The 20808-nt window shown below is 46.8% G+C and carries 16 protein-coding genes; 9 read left to right on the top strand and 7 right to left on the bottom strand.

The features are described from left to right. Window position 1 precedes the first annotated feature (1 nt). Together MIC7113_RS01475 and MIC7113_RS01470 are read left to right on the top strand one after the other, a co-directional pair. Entirely contained in the window at window positions 2–1309 is a 1308-nt protein-coding gene (locus MIC7113_RS01475; RefSeq protein ID WP_015180404.1) for a hypothetical protein, read from the top strand. Between the two features lie 455 nt (window positions 1310–1764). Then, complete coding sequence (locus MIC7113_RS01470) at window positions 1765–2229, top strand: Fur family transcriptional regulator (RefSeq protein ID WP_172642262.1); 465 nt, start codon at window positions 1765–1767, stop codon at window positions 2227–2229. A 52-nt stretch (window positions 2230–2281) separates the two neighbouring features. Here the strand turns inward: MIC7113_RS01470 and MIC7113_RS32925 are convergent, their stop codons facing one another. Then, window positions 2282–5716, bottom strand: coding sequence for a pentapeptide repeat-containing protein (locus tag MIC7113_RS32925; RefSeq protein WP_015180402.1), 3435 nt, complete (start codon window positions 5714–5716; stop codon window positions 2282–2284). Window positions 5717–5926: 210 nt separating this feature from the next. Here MIC7113_RS32925 and MIC7113_RS01460 point away from each other — a divergent pair, with 210 nt between their 5' ends. The 7 genes from MIC7113_RS01460 to MIC7113_RS01430 all read left to right on the top strand — a co-directional run bounded on the left by MIC7113_RS01460 (window position 5927) and on the right by MIC7113_RS01430 (window position 15367). Next, window positions 5927–7804, top strand: coding sequence for a hypothetical protein (locus MIC7113_RS01460; RefSeq protein ID WP_155897898.1), 1878 nt, complete (start codon window positions 5927–5929; stop codon window positions 7802–7804). A gap of 160 nt (window positions 7805–7964) precedes the next feature. Continuing rightward, a complete protein-coding gene (locus MIC7113_RS01455; protein ID WP_226883579.1) occupies window positions 7965–9821 on the top strand; it encodes a DUF3685 domain-containing protein in 1857 nt (618 codons plus the stop codon). A 109-nt stretch (window positions 9822–9930) separates the two neighbouring features. Continuing rightward, a complete protein-coding gene (locus MIC7113_RS01450) occupies window positions 9931–10836 on the top strand; it encodes a pentapeptide repeat-containing protein (RefSeq protein WP_015180399.1) in 906 nt (301 codons plus the stop codon). A 647-nt stretch (window positions 10837–11483) separates the two neighbouring features. Continuing rightward, window positions 11484–12290 carry a hypothetical protein gene (locus MIC7113_RS37430; RefSeq protein WP_015180398.1) on the top strand — a complete coding sequence of 269 codons (807 nt, stop codon included), beginning with the start codon at window positions 11484–11486 and terminating at the stop codon, window positions 12288–12290. Continuing rightward, on the top strand, window positions 12283–13365 hold the full coding sequence (locus MIC7113_RS01440; protein ID WP_015180397.1) for a pentapeptide repeat-containing protein: 1083 nt from the start codon (window positions 12283–12285) through the stop codon (window positions 13363–13365). Before MIC7113_RS37430 ends, MIC7113_RS01440 begins: the two co-directional genes overlap by 8 nt. 316 nt (window positions 13366–13681) lie before the next feature. Further along, complete coding sequence (locus MIC7113_RS01435; RefSeq protein ID WP_015180396.1) at window positions 13682–13948, top strand: hypothetical protein; 267 nt, start codon at window positions 13682–13684, stop codon at window positions 13946–13948. A gap of 39 nt (window positions 13949–13987) precedes the next feature. Beyond that, the gene (locus MIC7113_RS01430) at window positions 13988–15367 is read left to right on the top strand and encodes an aminopeptidase P family protein (RefSeq protein ID WP_015180395.1); all 1380 of its coding nucleotides are present in this window, start codon (window positions 13988–13990) and stop codon (window positions 15365–15367) included. Between the two features lie 35 nt (window positions 15368–15402). Here MIC7113_RS01430 and MIC7113_RS01425 read toward each other — a convergent pair whose 3' ends face one another. From MIC7113_RS01425 to MIC7113_RS01400, 6 genes are all read right to left on the bottom strand, one after another. After that, window positions 15403–16041, bottom strand: a complete 639-nt coding sequence (locus MIC7113_RS01425) for a Uma2 family endonuclease (protein ID WP_041779847.1) — start codon at window positions 16039–16041, stop codon at window positions 15403–15405. Between the two features lie 325 nt (window positions 16042–16366). Beyond that, window positions 16367–16789: an FHA domain-containing protein gene (locus MIC7113_RS01420; RefSeq protein ID WP_015180393.1), complete on the bottom strand. Its 423-nt coding sequence runs from the start codon at window positions 16787–16789 to the stop codon at window positions 16367–16369. A gap of 545 nt (window positions 16790–17334) precedes the next feature. Beyond that, window positions 17335–18105, bottom strand: a complete 771-nt coding sequence (locus MIC7113_RS01415) for a PAS domain S-box protein (protein WP_015180392.1) — start codon at window positions 18103–18105, stop codon at window positions 17335–17337. A 5-nt stretch (window positions 18106–18110) separates the two neighbouring features. Beyond that, the gene (locus MIC7113_RS01410; protein WP_015180391.1) at window positions 18111–18638 is read right to left on the bottom strand and encodes a Rab family GTPase; all 528 of its coding nucleotides are present in this window, start codon (window positions 18636–18638) and stop codon (window positions 18111–18113) included. Between the two features lie 263 nt (window positions 18639–18901). Next, entirely contained in the window at window positions 18902–19930 is a 1029-nt protein-coding gene (locus MIC7113_RS01405; RefSeq protein WP_015180390.1) for a pentapeptide repeat-containing protein, read from the bottom strand. Then, entirely contained in the window at window positions 19923–20684 is a 762-nt protein-coding gene (locus MIC7113_RS01400; protein ID WP_015180389.1) for a hypothetical protein, read from the bottom strand. The genes MIC7113_RS01405 and MIC7113_RS01400 overlap by 8 nt, the downstream gene beginning before the upstream one ends. Window positions 20685–20808: the final 124 nt, after the last annotated feature.

The raw sequence follows: 20808 nt of genomic DNA, 5'->3' as shown, positions 1-20808 counted from the left end.
TGTGAAAGCCTTGGAAAACCGTAAACTGGACGCCTTCTCGCTAGCCGCCTTGTTGGTGTCCGCCCATTACGGTTTAGGATTTCTCTTTGGAACGGCTGAGAAAGCACTAACGTTGGGTATCGCTGGCAGTCTCTACGCTGTCTCGATTAGCGTGGGTACAATCGCGGCGATGGGACTGGCGAAGTTTTACTGGACAGAGGTTGATCAAATCTGGACATTGCTGGGAAACCGCTACGGGAACCTCGTCAAAATCCTCATAGGGTTGTTGATTTGGTCGTCACTCATTGGGATTGAAGCCGTCCAGATGATTTCTGGAGCCTTTATTCTCAAGGTTTTAGGGTTACCTGTGCTGCCGAGTATGGTGGGTTTGGCTATCTTGTTTACCTTTATCTCCTTGCTGCCAGTGGAGGAAGCTAGCTGGATATTTCAAACGTTGCTGGCTCTAAATTTCTTGGCTTTGCTTTATGCACTTTGGGTACTGCACGGTTTTTCGGATTATTTGCGATCGCCTCTTGAGTTTATCCCATCCCTGCAACGAGTGAGTCCACCGGATTTTTTGGGCATCTCTGTGTCCACGATTCTGCTCGTTCTCATCGATATGAAATGTCAGCAATTTATTGTCCAAACCAAGGATGTGCGAAATGTCTATTTCGGCTCTGTGTTGGCAGCAATTGTGATTTTTTTGATTGCTTTATTGCCTTCTGTTGTAGTAATTGCAGCCCAACAAGCGGAAATTTTGCCGATTGGCATTGATGGCAAGGAGACCATTCCCTTTATTTTGTCGTGGATTGGGGGTGGCACAGATAAACCTTTAGGAATTATCCTGATTCTGTCTTTATTGGTTCCGGCGCTAGGTGTTGGCAGCAGCGTGTTGCGGGTACAGAATAAGACTATTCTTGACTTTGGTATTCTACCTGTATTCAACAAAAATCAGTGGCTCGTCGCTGTTATTAACGCTTTTTTAGCCCTAGTCATTGCCTTAAAGGGGAGTGGTTCACTGATTGGACTGATTGTATCATTTTACGCTGTCTATTTAGCTGCCGTGTTTGTTCCCTTTATTGCCTACATAGTTGCTCAAACAGGACACTATATATTCTCCAATATGGGTGTGAGACTATCTTTGAGTATGGGGAGTATTTCGGCTTTGTCGATGCTGATTGTGACGCTATTTAATCCCACTTTTGTCATTTTTAGTCGTGTTGAGTTGAGTATTATGGCAATGGGAGTTGGATTTGGACTTTTAGGATTATTCGTCGGTCAAATTATCGATAAATATTTTCTGTTATCCCAAGTTAGGGAAGAGGTTTGAGAGATTTATTTTTTAACAGGAGAACAGATAGTAGACAAAAATATAATGAAAATATGACTATATTTTCATAGTTTAAGAAAGCCCCAAAAACTATTATTTGCTCTATTCTGGGTTTCGGCTTAACGGTAGGAGCCTACGATGTGGATGCTCACTTTGGTTTGTGTTATGCATTAGTTGAACAACGACAAACCGCAAAGGCGATCGCTCTTTATTCTTAAGTGAGTGGACAGTGACCAAGAATCTAAGGTAAACTGGTAATGAGTTTGGATTAGACCGTTCAAGATTGTAACTTAATCGGTTGCAGCAGTCTTGCCAAAATTTTTAACAATTATTTTAACGACTAACGACTGAGGCTGAAGTTCCTGATGTCTGGGCGCAAGGGCTGGAGTCTCGTCGCTAAAATGAAAGATAAGGACTATATGGATCAACAAACCCATACATTAAGAGCCTCAACTATGCAACATGAAGCGGCAACTGTGAAACCCATTCGCTCATTGGAAGACGCCCTCAATAAATGTCAAATATTGGGGATGCGTTTGAGCCGTCAACGTCGCTTCATTTTAGAACTGCTTTGGCAAGCTAAAGAACATCTTTCAGCGCGAGAAATCTATGACCGATTAAATCAGCAAGGTAAAGCGATTGGTCATACTTCTGTATATCAGAATTTGGAGGCATTATCGAGTCAAGGCATTATTGAATGTATCGAGCGTTCGGATGGTCGTCTGTACGGCAACGTCTGTGATGCTCACAGCCATGTTAACTGCCTGGATACTGCTCAGATTATTGATGTTTTTGTCCAATTGCCCGCCGATTTGCTCGACCAAATTGAGCAACAAACCGGTGTGCGGATTACGGAGTATAAGATTGACTTCTACGGTTACCGAACCCATACCGAGGAGGCGGCAAAGTCCGTCAACTAAGGTTAGTCGGTGGAAAACTTAGGAGAGAATAGCGATTTCAGGGGTTCACCCATTAGGGATAATCAAGTGGATTAGCGATCGCCGTCTCTTGCTCCCCATAATCATCTTCACTCTCACTGTACCCATCATTAGCAAAAGCAGACATTTCCTGCTCAATGTTCTCAATTTGGGCGGTTTCACCCTCATACTCATCGTCAGCGTACTGATTTCTATACCGAGCCTCTGGTAACATTAGTTCGCCTTCTGCACTTTCTATAAAGATTGGTGTTTCTTCCCCCAAAAGTTCATCATCACCCCTACTAAGAATTTTGGTGGGAGTTAAAGATTGCTTGTAAGACTGAAACTCTTCTAGGGAAAATATCGCTCCGCTATGGATAGACACGTTGGCGAGCGGTTCATCTAACTGTGCTTGAAATAGACAAGCATGGGTGAGATTCACCGATTTGAGATTAGCTCCTTTAAGGTTCGCACCCGACAAATCGGCTCCTTCTAAGTTCGCATCAGAAAGATTAGCATTCGACAGATTAGCGCCAGCCAGACTAGCTCCCGATAAATTGGCATGAACAAGATTGGCGGCCACTAAATTAATGCCAATTAACTCAGCCGCCGATAAATTGGCTCGTGCCAGGTTAGCCTCAGCCAACATCGCTTGATTTAAACAGGCTTCTGCTAACTGCATCTTTTTCAAACTACCTCGTGTCCGCTGCCAAAACGCTGTTGGAGATAGGGCAGCCGTTCGACCGATAAAACTTAACAACTGGTCGGGATCGAATTCTTGGGGAATCTCAGGATTACCACAAGGCCAAAAGGAAATTTGGGCTTCTTGCGCTCCCGAACATAACAATAAGAAGACATTGATCCCCACCGCCGCATCCACCTGTAACACATTTAAGGGGTTGTGGAGTGCAGACAACTGAGAGTGAGCTTGGTGAGCAACACCTTCATCTAGCCACTGACCTCGACAGTAGGCTCGATAGAAGCGATAGAGACGTTGAAACAGGACAGAAAAGGAAAAAACCCTAGAATTACGCCTTTGCTCCCGGCGTAGACGCTCAATCACCAGGGCTTCAATTTCTGCGGACAAAATGCCATATCCTAGCAGTGCGTAAAGATGCTGAGCCACACTGACCGCGTCATGGATTACAAAAGTGACCTCATTGTAATGATCTGGAACAGTTTGGGTTAGAGCCGTTAACTGCTTGGCAATTTCTTCAGCCCCCAAATATCCCCCTAAGCTGGGGTGGGAGAATTCGAGCTGAACAAGAGGAGAGGATAGCGCCGTAGGAGGGAGTTCGGGGGTGAGCGATGTTTTCGGCAGGAGGTGACTGGAGCCTTGGTAAGGAAGTGAGAGTTTGTTGTACTTGGCTGGGTTGGCGTTAAAACCTTCGCCTCTCCCCTGCCCCCCTGCACCGGCTTTCTCCTTCGGTTGGGAGCGGAAAAAGAGGGCTGGGAGAACTGGAGGGGAAGCCGGGGTGATTGGCTCACGACTGGCATGTTTGACGATGGGATTTAACTCAGATCTGCGGGCAATCGTCTCTGGCAGAGCCTGGTGGGTGTTCAGCTTCGCCGGTACTCCTTGGGTAATGGCATCCGATGACACTTGATATTGACCCGTTTGAATAATCGTCAGAGCCGCCACCTGCATCTGGCGACGCAACTCTTGGGGATCACGACCTTGAAGTAAATTGGCGATCGCCTCTAGAGAGCGGCTGGCATGAGCCAAACCTTCCCGGATTAACTCTGGGAGGGGACCATCTCCAGTGGCGGGTTCGCCCAATAGCCAGCGCGTCATCCGGTCGTAAATTTCAAACTTGACTTGGGGCGATTCCATCAGAAAAATGCTCTCATCCACCCAGCCATCTCGATGTAAGATGCCCAACAGATAAAGCATCAGAGGGCGCGTCACTAAACTGGCGACCTTATTGTCGGATGAACGTTGCCGAAAAGCTCCCCCATGCTTCAAAAAACTAAAATAAGCCTGAGCGATGGATTTAGATTGCAGCTTGGCCCAAGCACTGAACCATTGCCGGAACTCATCCTGCCCCATCGGCTCAACCACAATTCGATGTAGCTGGTCGGGTAAGTAAAGAGTACTGGTTTGCCGGGATTTTTTGATCAAACCATCTAACGTCGCACGACGGCTGGTCAGAAAAATTTTATGCCGGGGTAAACCGATCGCATCGGTGTCCTGATTATGGAAACGCATAACTTGTTCCATAAACGTCCAGAGATAGCGCTCCGTCTGAGTAGAGCGAGGCAGTTCATCCACACCATCCAGGATGAGTAAGCAGGGGGGTGAATGAGGGGAGAGCCAGCCATCGGTATCCGTGAAGCGTCCTACCGGGAAAGCGGATTCCAGCGTCTGCTCCAAGGTTTGCCCTAAGGTGGCATCTCTGAGCCGGATTAAGACGGGCATCCAATTGGGATAAAGTTTCTGAGCCACACGAGCCGCCCAAATCTGGCAGAAACTGGTCTTGCCACCGCCAGGAGCCGCCTCGATCACGGCGATACTGGTTTTATTGTCTAGCTGGGAAATCGCCCATTGCATCAAATCGACCGCTCGTGAGGAGCTAGAGGCTGAAGCGGAGTAATCTGGCGTGTGGTATTCCTCTTCCCGAAGGACTCGCCCTTTGAGAGGAATATATAAATCCTTGAGGGAAAAGGGTTCTGCCAGGAGAGGTTCACTGAGGGCACAGGTGAGGGCAGCTCGATAGTATTCCCGATTCAGGTTCAGTGGCAGTGAAGCCGTTGAAAGTTCAGAGGGTTGAGCTGGGACGGGTGCAATGGTGGTGTCTCGCAACGGGCCTAAATTACCTAAGCGCACAAACTTTTGCAGCTGTGATAAAGGGAGGGGATTCTCCGCAATGACCGTGAGCAGATAACCGGGAAGTCCGTTACTCAGGCGTTGCGTGAGCAATTTGGCTTCAGTGTCTTCTGTACCATTGGCGACAAACCATGCGATCGCCAAATTATTCATCTGCTGCACCAAAAACGAGTCAGACACCAGCGACAGAGCTTGTTCTGCCTGACTATCACTGAGCCGTCCCGGTCGTAAGGTTTTGATCAGTGCGACCAATTGCGGGTCGCCCAGGGATTGGTCAGCCTCTTGACCTGTGGGGACTAATGCTCGGTTGACCCAAGGTCTTCTCAATTGAGATTCTTGTTCTAAAATTCCTTGTAACGCATTTAGATAAGCAACTTGAAAGGTGAGCCAAGTGCCTTCATTACGTTTTAATGGTTTTTTCCGGCTCAAAATCCGCAACAGTCCCACCGTCAACTGGGAGAGGGCTGGAGCTGCTTCCCACGCGGCTTTTAAAGGCAACTCCAAAACATCTGTCAAGGCACTAATCGCAAAAGGATTAAGGCTCTTGACTTCCATATCCTGGGCAAGGCGAAAAGCAATGCCCGCAATCTGGGCACTATCATGTCCCAGTTGGCGGCGTTCAATGTGGCGCTCCGCTAGCCAATGCCGAATGCTTAGGCTCATGCCACCCTAGTCACTCCAAAAATTGCTCACTCATCTTATTGTGAACCCTATACAATAAGTGCGAATCACTCCGATTTCAGTCTAGAAGACTGGAGACACCGTGATCCGCTGAAGTAGGAAGGACGAAGGACGAAGTATGAACAATTGTTTTATCCTTTATCCTATGCTTTATCTTTTCAATATCGCCTACCAGGGACTTATCGCGTATCCGTGCCAAAAAGAGAATTGCACCGATTCCATGTCCAAGCGCCCCTTAAACTGGGTAAACGACGGGGACGCAAACTGGTCATCCGACTGGTAAACCACACTCACAGACCTTCGCAATCTGCCAAAGGAGAGTTGGGCGGTGGGAATGTAGAAGCTTCTCAACCGTCTATCTCCACAGCCCTTGTTCCTCTTCCCAAGCGACGATTCCAGATTCGCCGGTGGCGGTGGACGCTGCTTTGGCTGAGTGTTTTTTCCATCATGGGGGTGGCTGTTACCTCAGGAGTGTTGTTGCTGACGAAGCTGCCGCCTCCGATCAATTGTCGGCGCATCTCGGCCTTATCGGCTGATGGTGACCGCTTGTACTGTGCTAGAGCGGCGGCGGCATCCGGGAAATTAGACCAGTTAGTGGCAGCCATTGGGTTAGTTCAACATTGGCCAGAAGGGCACCCGCTCTACCCAGAAGCACAGCGCCAAATGACCGCATGGAGTCAGGCGATTCTGGCTCTGGCGCAGCAGAAAATTTATGAGGGGAACCCGAAAGAGGCGATCGCAATCGCCAGTAAAATTCCATTCAGCAGCCCCATTTATGCTGAAGCGCGAACCAAAATCACCACCTGGCAACAGCACCTCCAACGGGCGGAAGACATTACTCGTCAGTTTAAAGACGCCCTAAAAGTGCAAGGCTTCCAGAAAGCTAGCTTGCTGATTACACAACTCTCGCAGCTTAATCAAGACTCCTGGACTTTATCCCGTGTTGATAGTCTGCTTAAGCAGCTCGCCGCCGAAAAAGAGGCATGGCAGCAACTGGAGGAGGCGCGAGAGTTAGCCAGCTCTAATAGTTTGGAGCCGTTGATGGCGGCAGTCACCCTGAGTACTAAAATCAATCCCAACAGCTATGTCAAAGCTCAAGTCTTAGAGGAACAGTCCCGATGGAGTCGCTCTCTGGTGCAAATGGCGACCAATCTGTTCCAACAGCAGGATTTTACCGGGGTTGTTAGGGTGCTAGAGAAGATTCCGGTCACAACTCCCCAGTACAGAGAAGCTCAGGATTGGATTCGCCTGAGTCGTGCCAGTGAAACCGCCAAGAAGGACAATATCCTCGCCCTAGTGGATGCGCTGGCGGCAGTGCGCCCAATTGACTCAAAAAGTCCTGTACACAAACTAACCTCATCAACAGTCACGCTCTGGCAATCTCAGTTGCAAGACCTCTCTCAATTGCAATTAGCCAACCTTTTCGCTAGCACCGGACAACGCACCGGGCTGGCTTCTGCCATTGACCAAGCCGCTCGCATCGCCCTAGGACGCCCCCAACGTCAACGCGCCCAAACGTTGATTGCCCAGTGGCGCAAGGAAATTCAGCTCATTGATGACCGCAATACCCTTGTCAGTGCCCAACAACTAGCTCAAGGGGGAACCATCGTAGAACTCAAAGGAGCCGTAGAACTCGCCCGTCAAATTAAGCTGGGGCAGCCGCAGCGAATTGAGGCTCAAACGGAGATTGCGAAATGGACTCGGCAGATTCAAGCCCTCGAAGACCAACCGATCTTGGATTTAGCTGAAGCCTTTGCTCAACGTCGAGATTTAATGGCGGCAATTTCTACCGCTGGACAGATTCGTTCTAATCGACCCTTATATCCTGAAGCACAAAAGGCGATCGCCAACTGGGTCGCCCAAGTTCAAACCGCCCAAGACCGTCCGATTCTGGATGCGGCAGCCGCCCTAGCCGCTCAAGGACGTTTTGATGCTGCGATCGCCACCGCTTCTCAGATTCCGCCCGAACGAGCACTTTACCCACAAGCTCAAGCGGCGATTTCCACTTGGGCTGCACAAAAAGCGACCAGCCAAGGTGAAGCGCGATCCGCTCCCTTTGAGTCAAACTAAAGACAGTTGATGCAAGAAGGGGGAGATGGGGATCTTAAATCAGCAGGCAAATTCTTACCCAATGCTAACCAGAGTTCTTTAGTGTAGGCCGGTTTTTAGCGTGTACGCCGTCAAGCGCAAATTCCCCTCTAACAAAAGTCCCAAGTCCCCGAATTGAACTGTGAAATCCTCCTCCCCTCCCCCGATACCTTCACCGCCCCATCCAACAGAGGCGATGCCGATTCGCCTGCTCCTGATTGATGATGATCCCATCTTCCGGCTGGGTCTACGCACAGCTCTCGAAGATTTTTCTGACCTAAAAGTGGCGACACAAGCTAATTCTGGAACAGAAGCTCTAGATATCCTGATGCGCTTGCAGCCCAATACGGTGAGTGTGATCATTTTGGAACCTGTTAGTGGTCGCTCTAACATCAATCCCTTGTCTGGATTGCCGTTGTGCCAACGGTTGAAGGGTGATTACCCTGAATTGCCCGTCTTACTGCTCACCTCACAATCCGAGCCTCTCTTCCTCAGGGCAGCACAACAGTTCGGCATTGAAGGCTATTGCCCCAAAGGCGTTGCCATTGCCGATCTCGTCCAGGCTATCCGTCAGCTTGCCATCGGTCAATCCGATTGGCAGAGGCTACCCGACTTGCCACCCACCCCAATCAATTCTGTACGCCCTCCAAGTTGGCATCATCAAGTGCGCTCTTATGGACTGCAACAAATCGAAGAGTCCTTGGCACTGGTGACCCAAGAGCTACAAAAACCCAATCTTTCCAACTTTGATTGGCTGTTCTGGAGTGGACGCCGTCGAGAACTTTTGGCCGCCCGTTGGTTAGTTAATCAGCTATTGCCCACCGATGTGATCGTGGTAGAAGATAGTGGGCATTCGGAACGCCTCCCAGCAGGAGTGGGACGAAGTTCAAAGCCAAGAATAGAACCCATTCCGTCCCGGGCTGGGGGACGTTCCCCGGCGCTACCCTCCCGTTCTGCGATCGCGCTCTCTCCCCCGGCTTCCCTCTCGGCAAAAGTCCAATCCCCAAGTCCCAATCCCCAAGCCGAAACTGTCCAGCCAGCCACACCCTTTGAGCTGACCTTATCCATGCTCCAATCTGACTTGCCCAATCTCAGTGGTGTGCCGTTAGAAATTGATATTCTCGTAACTGAAAAAAAACGAGATTTACTGTATATCGTCTTACGAAAATTACAAGAAATTTTAGAAGAGTTGCGTTTTTCTCAGGTCACCCTTGAGCAACTTCCCCCTAAGCGATCGCAAATTTTGCTGGATTTATGGCAAGCCTCAATCACCGATTTTTTTGGCAAATATTACACGTTGCCCTTGGGTAACCAAAACTTAGAAATTGTTAATGTTTTACTTGGTTACGCGGTTATTGTCCAAGCTTCTACTCTAGATAAAATTCCTTTAGTCGTTGAGTTTTTATCTCAACAACTCTTTGAAACCCCTTTATTAATTGATAATGTCTCTTATTCGGCTCGGACACCTGAAGCTCTTGTCCAGGCAGAGATGTTACTACAAAACTTGATTATTCAAGTTGCCAATGCTGTGATGCAGCCGCTATTAAATGAATTTGCTGATCTTGAAGCGATTAAACAAAATTTTTACGCTCAACATCTGATTTCATCACGAGAAGTGGCTCGATTTCGCAACAATTTATCTTGGAAATATCGCCTTGCTCAATGGATAGAAGAGCCAAAAGCGATCTTCGAGAGCCGATATCCGTTGTTCGTCCTAAGCGACGCGGGCATCAAACAAACTTCTATTTATGCCCCCCGCCGTCAAGAGTTAGAACAACTGCAAGGTATTCCGTTAGCGGTGACGTTAGCCTTTGAGTCACGAGATGCGATCGCGCCTCGCCTGCGTTCTACTGTTGCCTGGGCGGGGAAAGGTGTCGTTTACATCCTCACCCAAGTCATCGGTAGAAGCATTGGATTGGTGGTTCGTGGTGTGATCCAAGGCATTGGAAATACCTTGCAGGACGCACGGTTTGGGAAAAATAGCGAACGAGGGAAGTGAACCGCCCTATTCATCAGGAGATGGAGCTTTTCAGTAGCCCTAAATCTGACAACTCAGACCAGTATTACACTCAAAGTTCAGCCCAATCTCGGTAGAAAGTCGTTGCCCTATGATTGACACAATTGACGAAAAGTCGCTCCAGGAACTGCAAGACCTGATCCAATGTGTAATCACAGCACAAACCGACAATCTTTCAGAGATCGTAAAAATTGCGCGTCTCAATCCTGCTGAAGATTTTGCTGGAGCCGATCTGAGAAATACCAGCCTCAGAGGTGCAATCCTCAGTAATGCTAACCTCAGTGGGGCTAACCTCAGAGGTGCCAACATTAGAGGTGCCATTCTGAGCAACGCCAACTTGATTTCTGCTAATTTGAGCCGATCCAACTTGAGTTATGCCAACCTCATGCGTGCCAACCTGAGCGAAGCCAAGTTGAATTCTGCTAATTTGAGCTATACAAATCTAATTATTGCCAATTTGCTCCGGGCTGATGTGAGCGAGGCGGATTTGAGAGGAGCCAACTTGGGCGGAGCAGAACTGAGTCAAGCTAACTTAGGAGGGGCAAATTTAGGAGGTGCCAATCTTTGTGGTTCTAGCTTGGGTGCAACCAACCTCAGTGGGGTGAATTTGATCCGGGCTGATTTGTGCCATGCTGTCTTAATTCGTGCCAATCTCTGCTTAGCGGATCTCATCTGTGCCGATTTAAGCTCAGCTAGCTTGTGTGGAGCAGATCTGATTGGTGCTGATCTGAGTCTTGCCAATTTCAGTGGTGCCAACCTCAGTGGTGCCAACCTCAGTGGTGCCAACCTCAGTGGTGCCAACCTCAGTGATGCCAACCTCAGTGGTGCCAACCTCAGTGACACCCAGCAACGAGGTATTACAGTCAAAAATGCTCAGTTCTCTAGAAATTTAGGAATTTCCGAGCAAACACAACTGGATTTAATTCGTCAAGGAGCAATTTTTGAGGAGGCGAATGGTAAGCACAATAGTTACAGCTTGGCTAATCTGCCAAACTGAGATAAATCGTTAAGTTTTGTAGTTTGTACTTCATTTTACTTAACAAGTAGGGGCGGTCTCACCCGATGAATATCCTATTATGATTCTCTCACTGCTACTCTACCAGGAAACCGGAGTTCAAAGAGGATGCAGCCTCCGGAACCTAAGCAAATTTGGTGAAAACAAGTCAATTAAAATATAAAGTTTTGTAAAATAAAGGCCCCTTTCTGCTGCGTCAAGATTGAGCTGTTTTACAATTTGCTACACATATATAGATATTTATTTCACTTTAATTAAGATTGGTATGATGTTGAATAAATATGGATAGCGAAAATTACGTTAAACATAGCTATGCCATCTACAGAAGGAGTGAACCTAGACAAAGCAATACAGGCCATGAGGTTCAACCCAAAAGTTTGAGGAACTCATTGGAAAAGTAAAATCTTGTAGTGAGACTCAGGAATAGCATTGTGATTGAATAGCTGCCAAAGTACCGTGGAACTCACGGGAACGAACGCTTGAGGAGGAGATTAAAACGGCTCGACATCAGAATAGAAGACCTTAAGTAAGCTAACTGAAAGAGGCCGTCTCAGCCCAAGAGTTCCACGCATTTCGTCGCGTGGGAGTGTCAAAAGTAACCCCTTGAACTATCTGATTCAAGCTTGGCAATGCATTCTCCCCTTTCAAAACAGCCTCAACCGAAGCCTGAAAACAAATATCCAGATTGCTTGTATATGGAGTTGTCAGGAATTTTAGTTCAACCTGACAGCCCAGAGCATTTAGCATTTTGGACAACATCAACTCAGAGGCAACCGATTGACCTGTACTTGACCCTCCGCTTTAACGAGCAGTGGGAATCACTAGATAAAGGACGCGTTAAGTTTGGCCTCAAAGGTGGAGAGTTGAGACTCAGACTGGAAAATAGTGAAATTCCCTATGAGTCTCGTGAGTTAGTCGGCTCCCTTGTATTGGGAAATTCTCCAGAAATGCCAGATCACCGTAGGAGTCAGTCGCGAAAGAATACGCTGGGACAGGTCATTGCGCCAAGGGCGACGACAAAACCAATCACCATTGCCTCTCACTTCAACGGTAATAAACCTCAATCTCAAGTAACTTTTGGTACACAGCCAAAGTCGTCTTTAACGGAAGCGTCCGTTACGGTTTGCCACGTAACCACTAAAGTAACTGAGGAAAATCCCGTCTGGATTTTTGAAGAAGAAATGGGTGAACCCGTATTAAAAGGGGTACTCAATCAGGTCAAGCTTGCCACCGTAAATGTATTTGCGTTGCCTTGTCGAATAGAAGCAAGGTTTGAAGTTTCCAAACGAGATGTGTGTCTAACGGATGCTGAAGGATTATGGCCGCCAGACATTAGTCGGAATAAAAGGGCAGTGTTAGACAGACTCATTATCCAGCGTTTACTGGAACCCAAATTAAAGCCCTATCTCAGTCGAGCGGAGTTGCATTATGAGTGATGACCAATCTCGACTGGATCTACAAACCCTGATCCAGCGCATTGTAGAAACAGAAACAGACAATCTTGAGCAACTCGCAACCCTGGCGGGTCTGAATCTTGCTGAAGATTTTGCCGAAGCTGACTTGAGCGGTACTGACTTGAGTGAAGCTGACCTGATTGAGGTTGATTTTAGAGGTTGCAACCTTAGGGGCACTCATCTTAAAGGCGCTCATCTCCAAGGTGCTGACTTGAGGGGGGCTGATCTCAGGGGTGCTCATCTTGACAATGCCAATCTCAGAGGTGCCAATCTCAGAGGTGCCAACCTGAGGGGCGCTGACCTCCAGAGTACTGAGTTGAACAGTGCGAACCTGAGTGATACCAACCTCAGCGAAACGATACTTTGTAGTGCTAATCTAAGCCGTGCCGACCTTAGGGGTGCCGATATCAGGGATTCTAACCTTCAAGGCGTGAGCTTGAGCGATGCCAAACTTAGGGGAGCTAATTTGGGTCGTGTGAACTTGAGCCATGCCAATCTTAAAGGAGCTTATCTGATTCGTGCCTACCTTGGGGGTGCCGATCTTAGATGTGCCGAAATTGATGGGGCGGATCTCACAGAAGCCGACCTGAGCGAAGCTAAACTCAATTGTGCCAAATTAAGGGGAACGAACCTTAAGGCGGCTAATTTGAGTCTTGCCGATTTGAGTGATGTTAACCTAATTCGGGCGAACCTGAGTAGTGCTGACCTCATGCGTGCCAACCTTAGGGATGCGGACTTAATCCGTACCAACCTGAGCGGTGCAGATCTCAGGGGTGCAGACTTGAGTCTTGCCGATTTGAGCCTTGCCAACCTCTGCCTTGCTAATTTAGGCAGTGCTAACCTGATTCGTGCCAACCTGAGCATTGCTGAATTGTGTGGTGCTAACCTCAGCGATGCCAACCTCAGTGAGGCAGACTTGAGGGGGGCGGATGTCAAAAATGCTCAGTTTGCTAGGAATATGGGAATTTCGGCTCAGACACAACGTGTTTTGCTCCGGCGGGGGGCAATTTTTGAAGATTCAACGAGTGACCGTTCGGAAGTTCTAGCGCCTTATTAAAAATTAGAAGATACGGGAACATCGAGTGATTAAATTGTGTCTCAATTTCTGAAGTTAAAAATTTATCGGTCTCGGTTAGGATTCATATCGAATCTGTGAGCATCGAAATATTTTTTTAACGCAGAGGGACACGGAGGAACGCGCAGAGGAACGCAGAGTTTTTGCAGCACAATTTCTGTGGATACCAAGTGGTATGCATACCTAGCAGATTCATTTTATCCGTGGCTGGAGTGTACAGGCTTCTGGGTTTCTGTCTCAATTACTATGTTTGAAGGCAACTGCGTATGATTTCTAATTTTAAGAGTAAAGGTGGCTGATGTTGGAAGCAAATAGGAAAATTAAAAGACCAATTTGGGCTAATTTCGCCGTTTTTGTCTTGTTATTAATAGCGAGCGGAGTTACTCTCTCTGGTTGCCAAAAAGTCTTTCCAGGAAGTAAAAACACTGAGGAAGCAACCCAAAAGCAGCCTACCAAGATTGAGCAGCAGAAATCTAATAAACAACTCAAACAAAAGCAGTCTACCAAGGCTAATCAAAAGACAAACCCGGATGAGGATACACAGGATGATGATGATCCCGAATAACGGCTGATCTTTTTAGCGTCTCGTGCTACCCTCCAAATTATGGAGATTCTACAGCATCACAGTACGCTTGCAACAACGCTGCGAGAGCGCCGTCAACGCCTCGCTAAAATGATTGATTTTCCCGCCATTCTCTGGTCAGGGCAGCGCAGTTCGCGCAATTTTCCGGCAAATGTTTACCCGTTTCGGGCGAGCAGCCACTTTCTTTATTTTGCAGGTATACCGCTAGAAAATGTGGCAATTTTCCTGCATGGTGGAAAGCTAGAATTGTTTATGGACGAGGCACCTTCTAGCCATGCTCTCTGGCATGGGGAGATGCCCAAGCGGGAGGAAATCGCTCAAGCGATTGGGGCGGATGGGGCTTTTCCTCTGTCAGAACTGCCATCACGGAGCACAGGGGCGGCGACTATTGCTGTTCAAGATGTCACTACTTACCAACAACAAACTCAAATCTTAAATCGCTCCGTAGCGCCAGCCGATGGGGCTGAAGAGATTGATGGAGAGTTAGTCCGTGCGATCGCATCTTTGCGATTGTGTCATGACCCAGGTGCTCTCTCCGAATTACGACAAGCCGCCGCCGTCACCGTAGAAGCTCATCAAGCGGGGATGAGGGCAACCCCGACGGCTAAGTTAGAAGCCGAGGTGCGGGGGGCGATGGAACATGTAATTATGGCTCACAACATGACAGATGCCTATGCCGGCATTGTCACAGTTTATGGTGAAGTGTTGCACAACGAGCAGTATCACCATCCCTTGCAACCGGGAGATTTGCTACTGGCTGATGTTGGGGCTGAAACACCGATGGGTTGGGCGTCTGATGTCACGCGCACTTGGCCTGTTACAGGAACGTTTTCCTCCACCCAACGCGATCTCTACGAGATTGTTTTAGCCGCCCATGATGCCTGTATCGACAAAATCCGCCCTGGCATCGAATATTTAGATATTCATCTGTTGGCGGCATCGGTGATTTCCCAAGGCTTGGTGGATTTAGGCATTCTGCGAGGACAGGTGTCAGATTTGGTGGAAATGGATGCTCATGCCCTGTTTTTTCCTCACGGTGTGGGTCATCTGCTGGGCTTGGATGTCCATGATATGGAAGATTTGGGAGATTTAGCGGGTTATGAGGAGGGAAGAAAGAGGAGCTCGCGCTTTGGCTTATGTTACCTGCGACTCAATCGACCCTTAAAAGCGGGAATGCTGGTGACGATTGAACCAGGGTTTTATCAAGTCCCGGCAATTTTGCATGACCAACAACTCCGTTCAAAATATCAGGAAGTGGTCAATTGGGAGCGTCTTGCCCAATTTAGCGATGTTCGAGGTATTCGCATTGAAGATGATGTTTTAGTCACGGAGGAGGGTAGCGAAGTGATCACAGCCGCTTTGCCAACTCATGCGGATGCGATCGAGCAACTCGTCCAATAAAGGATGAAGTCTAACATTTTCTGCATACTTCTTGATTATTGTTGTCGAATCTGGCTTTTAACCCAGCGCCGAAAAGAGTTAACTAGCTCTAAATAATCCACAACTCCAGCCTGAAGCAGAAAATGGTCAACTTTTTCCATGTACAAAGTTGGAAAACTCAGACTTTGCTGGCATGGAACATAGGTCTTGTTTTGTAGCTGGTAGAGGGTCAGAAATATGCCGTCGTAGCGCCAGATTTCTGGAACACCGATATGGGCAAAAACTTCTAAGCGATTTTTAGCGCTACTGGTCATATCGATTTCGATCACTAAATCAGGCGGTGGATCTTGAGTCAGGTCAATTTTCCTTTTGCCTTTAACCGCACTTTGATTCTGGATATAAAAACACTCATCCGGTTCTAGACCCATACTGAGGTCTGAACGGGTGAACGTCGTGGAACCCAGAGGATAGATGCTAATCCTCAGTTCTTCAGCGATGGTTTCGACAAAGCGACTGGCTAACTTTTTGTAAAGCTCATGCTCAGGTGAGGGAGCCATGATTTCGAGGATGCCACGATTGTAAGTAAGGCGCAATCGACGTTCGCTCAGTTCCCCTAACAACGTTTGATAGGTCTGCCAACTAATACTTGATAGCTGGATACATTGTTCTGGTTGCCTGAGCATGTTGCTGGTCATACCCTTATTTTCAGCTATTTGGGATCACGTCGTTATGCGGGTTCACATCCTCAATCTCAAAATTACTCCTCCCACGGTCGCGCTAGCGTCACACCAAATTGCACTAACGCTACAACCGTGGGGATTCTCTATGGCACGTCCTGGCTTGCCTTCCTAAGGTTTCCTCAACCCCATAGAGGCAAAACCCAGGGCAGCGCGGCAGAAATAACCATCCCGTTGAACAAGGTTAAAAAGCTTACTGTACAAACTTTCTTACCTTCTGCTTCCTGCCTTGGAGCCTACTCCTACGGAGAACGCTACGCGAACTGCCTTCTGGTACTAGTCGTTAATCTTCAAATTCGTCTATCATCCCAGGACTAATCAGGGTAATGTCAAACTCATCGAGTGGCCCCGTTGGATTGGTATTTTGTCTGAGTAGGTAGTATTTGGCACTCACCTGAGGACCAAAGACAATCTCATCCTCATTTACAAGATCGTGGGCTTGTAGTTTGCGACCATTAATCAAAAGTCCGTTGGCACTAGGTTTCCCTTTGAGATTCCCATCCACAATCTGATAGTAGTGACTGCCATCCTCGCGCTGCCGTCGCACCAAAGTAGCGTGATGGCGAGAAACAAACTGAGAGAATAGACGGATATCAGAGCTGGGGTCTCTGCCGAGAGAATACACGGCTTCTTCTAAGGGAAATTCTCTACGTCCCTTCTCGTCTTCAATAATCAATAAATGGTTTTGATTGGGTTGTGTAGGCATCGAAGAATAATAAATAGTTGAAAAACGATCACTGGGAGATTACTCAAAGATTACCCCTTGTGGCTTCCATTGAAGCTTCTCACTTCAACTGGAGTTTTCTTCAATTCCCTGAAAAAGCCTTTAGGGTAATCATTCTCAAGCTCTGGCAATGGTGTTGTGGGGAGAGGATGTAGCATGGTTAAGATGGGAATTAGTGGTTAGAGATTGCTTTCGCTACAAAGCTAGGCTAGCACGAGGCTTCAATCGGTTGCCTAGGTATATGGGTATAATGCCTCACCCTGACCTATACTTAAATTCTTTCTCAGTTAGAGACAGCAAAACTGGAATTAACTTGAGGGAAGAGATAAGTTAGCACGACAAGAGAATGGGATTCGTCTTCGGTTGGTACGTTACACACTACCCCTAGTTCCTACCGGCACAGGCTTTGCTCCCCTGATCCCCCGTCCTCGTACAGTTCCAGCCCTGCTGCTTCTGATCTATCCTGTTTGAACGCAACTTCGTATTAGGGAGCGTGCTGTGCTGCTCTCGAAATGTTTGTGATTTCACTAGCGCTTGCTAATCGCCCGACCCACATAGATGTAATCTGGGATGTTCTCTCTATTAGTTTGAATGGCTGAACAGGAAAATGCGATCGCCACCTGTGTTCCCTGTTTGGTTAGACCGACCACTTCTATATCCCGCGAAAATTCTTGTGCTAAAAAATAGCGTTGACTGGCTTCTAATAATAAATTAGATTCAACAATAACTTTAGAAATTTGCGTACCCATTAATTCTTCTTTGCTATATCCAAATAAGTTATTAGCCGATTGATTGACCATTTTGATAATCCCTGAGCGAGTCGTTACCAACAAAGCATTAGCCAGAGACTGTATAATTTTATTTAAATACTCATTAGAAGAATCCCACGCTTCTAATAAAAGGCTGACTTCATTCGATCTCTGAACTAATTTTTGTTCTAAAACCATTCTTTCAGTAACATCTTCAACAAAGACCACTAACCGATTCCCTAAATCTTGCGTATTTTGAGGTTTAAGGACATAAAGATCCACATATAATGGGTGACCTTGGACGGATAAACGTCCAATCCCTTTTAACTCAAAACTATCTTTTCGTCCTTCCAGGATAGCGATTAGAATATCTTCGACGCCCACCAGTTCTGGAAAACCAAGACAGAGGGGCTTTGTTGGCTTTACTTCTTGAGGAAAATCAGCAAACTTCTTGACTCCTAATGATGTCTCTAGAATATTCAACTGCCGATCCACAACCAAGTATTCAATTTGGCGAAGAGATAATAGTTGCTGTAAGACAGAATCCATTAGAATTAGAGCATTTGGTAGGCTAGTTTTTGAAAAATTTCATCAACAAATAAACCGGTCTTAGCTGAAGTCGAATAGGCAGCTACTATTTTATCGGGAGCATTCATCACAATACAGGCTAAATATTTGTTTCGAGTTTCCTCATCGATTAAGTCTGATTTATTTAAAGCAACAATGACAAAACTTTTAGGATTAACGGATAAAAAGCATTGAATATGGTCGGAAACATGATCGATAGTCACCTGACGATTGATATCTGCAACAACAACGGCACTACTAGCACCTTGCAAATAAGTAGGAGTCACTGCCTTGAATTTAGTATTTCCTTCTAAATCCCAGATGAGCAGTTGTACATTTACCTGTTTTTGCTGTTCAAATGATTGGCATTCAACCGTCTTTCTAGAAATTTTTACACCAACAGTGGAAAGATATTGATCACTAAACTGACGATCTACAAAACGGCGGATTAGGCTGGTCTTTCCTACACTAAAATCGCCCAACATGCAGATTTTTTTTGATATTGTTGAAGTCATTGTAATTGCTCATTTCGGTTCGAGGATAAACCTGTAGGAGAAAGCCGTTATCGGTCTGCCTGCAATAGCAAACAACAGCAAGTCCTAACCAGGATAGTCACGCTGTCAAACTGCGGAAAATAAAGCGTGTCCTCAGTCCTAGGGAAAACTTAGAATAACATTACCATGTAATATCTAACACTTTCTCATTCCAAAAACAGGATGTTTGAGTAGAGGGGGCAAAAATTGACTTTTGCAAGAAGTCTAAGGGTCATAACCTGTGATCAATTGCCTGCCGTATCTTCAAAAATGGCTCCTCGTTGCACCAAATCGCGCTTGATTACTTCTGTAATTCCCAAATTATAAGCAAACACTGTCTGGTTCACATCCGCAAAGCTGAGATTAGCAAGGCTGAGATTAGCCAGTTTCAAATCAGCACCACACAAATTAGCATTACTCAAGTTGGCACGATTCAAGTTGGTGCTGCGGAGATTGGCACCACTGAGCTTAACGCCGATAAGATTGACGCGACTCATATTTGCGCCATTCAGGTTGGTGTTACTGAGATTGGCGCGAGTTAGATTAGCCTTAAGCAGGTTAGCGCCACTCAAATCCGCTTCGCTCAGGTCTGCACCACTGAGTTCCGCTCCGATTAAGTTAGCATCCCTTAAGTTGATACGGTTAAGAATGGCGCTAATCAGAGTAGCTCCCCTCAAGTCTGCCTCGTTCAGGTTGGCATCCCTAAGATTGGCACTGATGAGCTTGGCATGAATTAGACTAGCATCTCTGAGATCAGCACGGCTGAGGTTCGCACCACTCAAGTCAGAGTTGATCAGCTTAGCATCCCTAAGATTGGCATTAATCAAGTTAACGCTACTTAAATTAGCTCCGATTAAGTTGGCATTGATCAAGTTGCTACTAATTAGGCAAGCACCACTGAGATTCGCACCCCATAAATTGGCATCTCTGAGGTTGGTATCTCTGAGATTTGCACCACTGAGATTTGCATTCTTCAAATTAGCACTACCCAAGTCAGCACGACTCAAGTCGGCACCGCTCAAGTCGGCATGATTAAGTTCAGCACGATTGAGATCCGCACGGCTCAGATTGGTGCCACTCAAATCGGCGCGGCTCAAATTAGCACCTCTCAACTTATCACCACTTAAATCTTCACCGCTGAGATCAACACCGACAAAATCTTCACAAAGATTTACGCCAGCAATTTGTGCTAATCGGGACAAGTCTTCTGTCCTTGCTCCCATAATTTGCTGGCTCAGGTTGTGAAATTGCAAAGCAAATGCTTCATTACTCATATCGCAATTCGTATCGGCTCAGATAGGTCTTTAATTTTCGCTTGAGTAAGCGACGAACAAACGCTCTCTCCAGAACGACCCTCTTCTTTTTAGCAATGGTGTGGGGTAACAAACCTGTGACATCGGTTATACGTATATCTTGTGGCGATACGGAAAAGATGGATTCCACACGGCAGGGCTTGGCGGTTACCTTCAGGGTTCCCAGTAAGATAGGCTGGAGTGAGCCTTGTAAAATACAATTATTCTGCTCTCCCAAGACAACCCAGGTTAAATTTTCCTGTGAACCCTGATGACTGACCTGAGAAATAGACAATTGGTTTTGCTCCGCTTTCTCAGCTATTTTCTGAGTGCCAATACTTCCCTTGATTGCAAGTTTTTTCTCTTTGAAAAAGACGGTGACACAGCTTTGAGTGTCACTACCTTCCGGGTTTTGTCTTCCTTGTTGTCTAGAAAGTTCAAAAGCTTGATTTAGTCCAGGGGATGCCAGGAAAATGATGCCATTTTCTACCCTTAACTGGAGTTCTCCTCCTGTTAGACCAAACTTAAGGCGACCAATAGGTAAAGGCTGTTCCTGTTCATTGAATTGTAGAGTCAAGTACAGTTTGATTTGGTCTGTTGCAGCCGATTGACGCTTGAGGTTGAAAATTCCCGGCTTTTCTGCTTGAATGAGTTTTCCTCCCAACTTGATGGATACGCAAATTGGAGATTTGTCCTCAGACAGAGTCTGAGAGGATGAGGGAGGAGGTTGTGGCATTGCCAAACGGCGATCAGTCTTCAGGGGGATGACTATAAAGTTATCATGACTGTGAAGCTATTTTCTCTCCCTAGATTGACTTTACTGTTTAACCATAACCTCCTACACAGATAAATTTCCCAGG

Origin of the sequence: Allocoleopsis franciscana PCC 7113 (genome assembly GCF_000317515.1) — a bacterium.
Taxonomy (GTDB): Bacteria; Cyanobacteriota; Cyanobacteriia; order Cyanobacteriales; family Coleofasciculaceae; genus Allocoleopsis; species Allocoleopsis franciscana.
The sequence above is the reverse complement of the archived record's forward strand: the minus strand, read 5'-3'. Positions and strand labels throughout refer to the sequence as shown.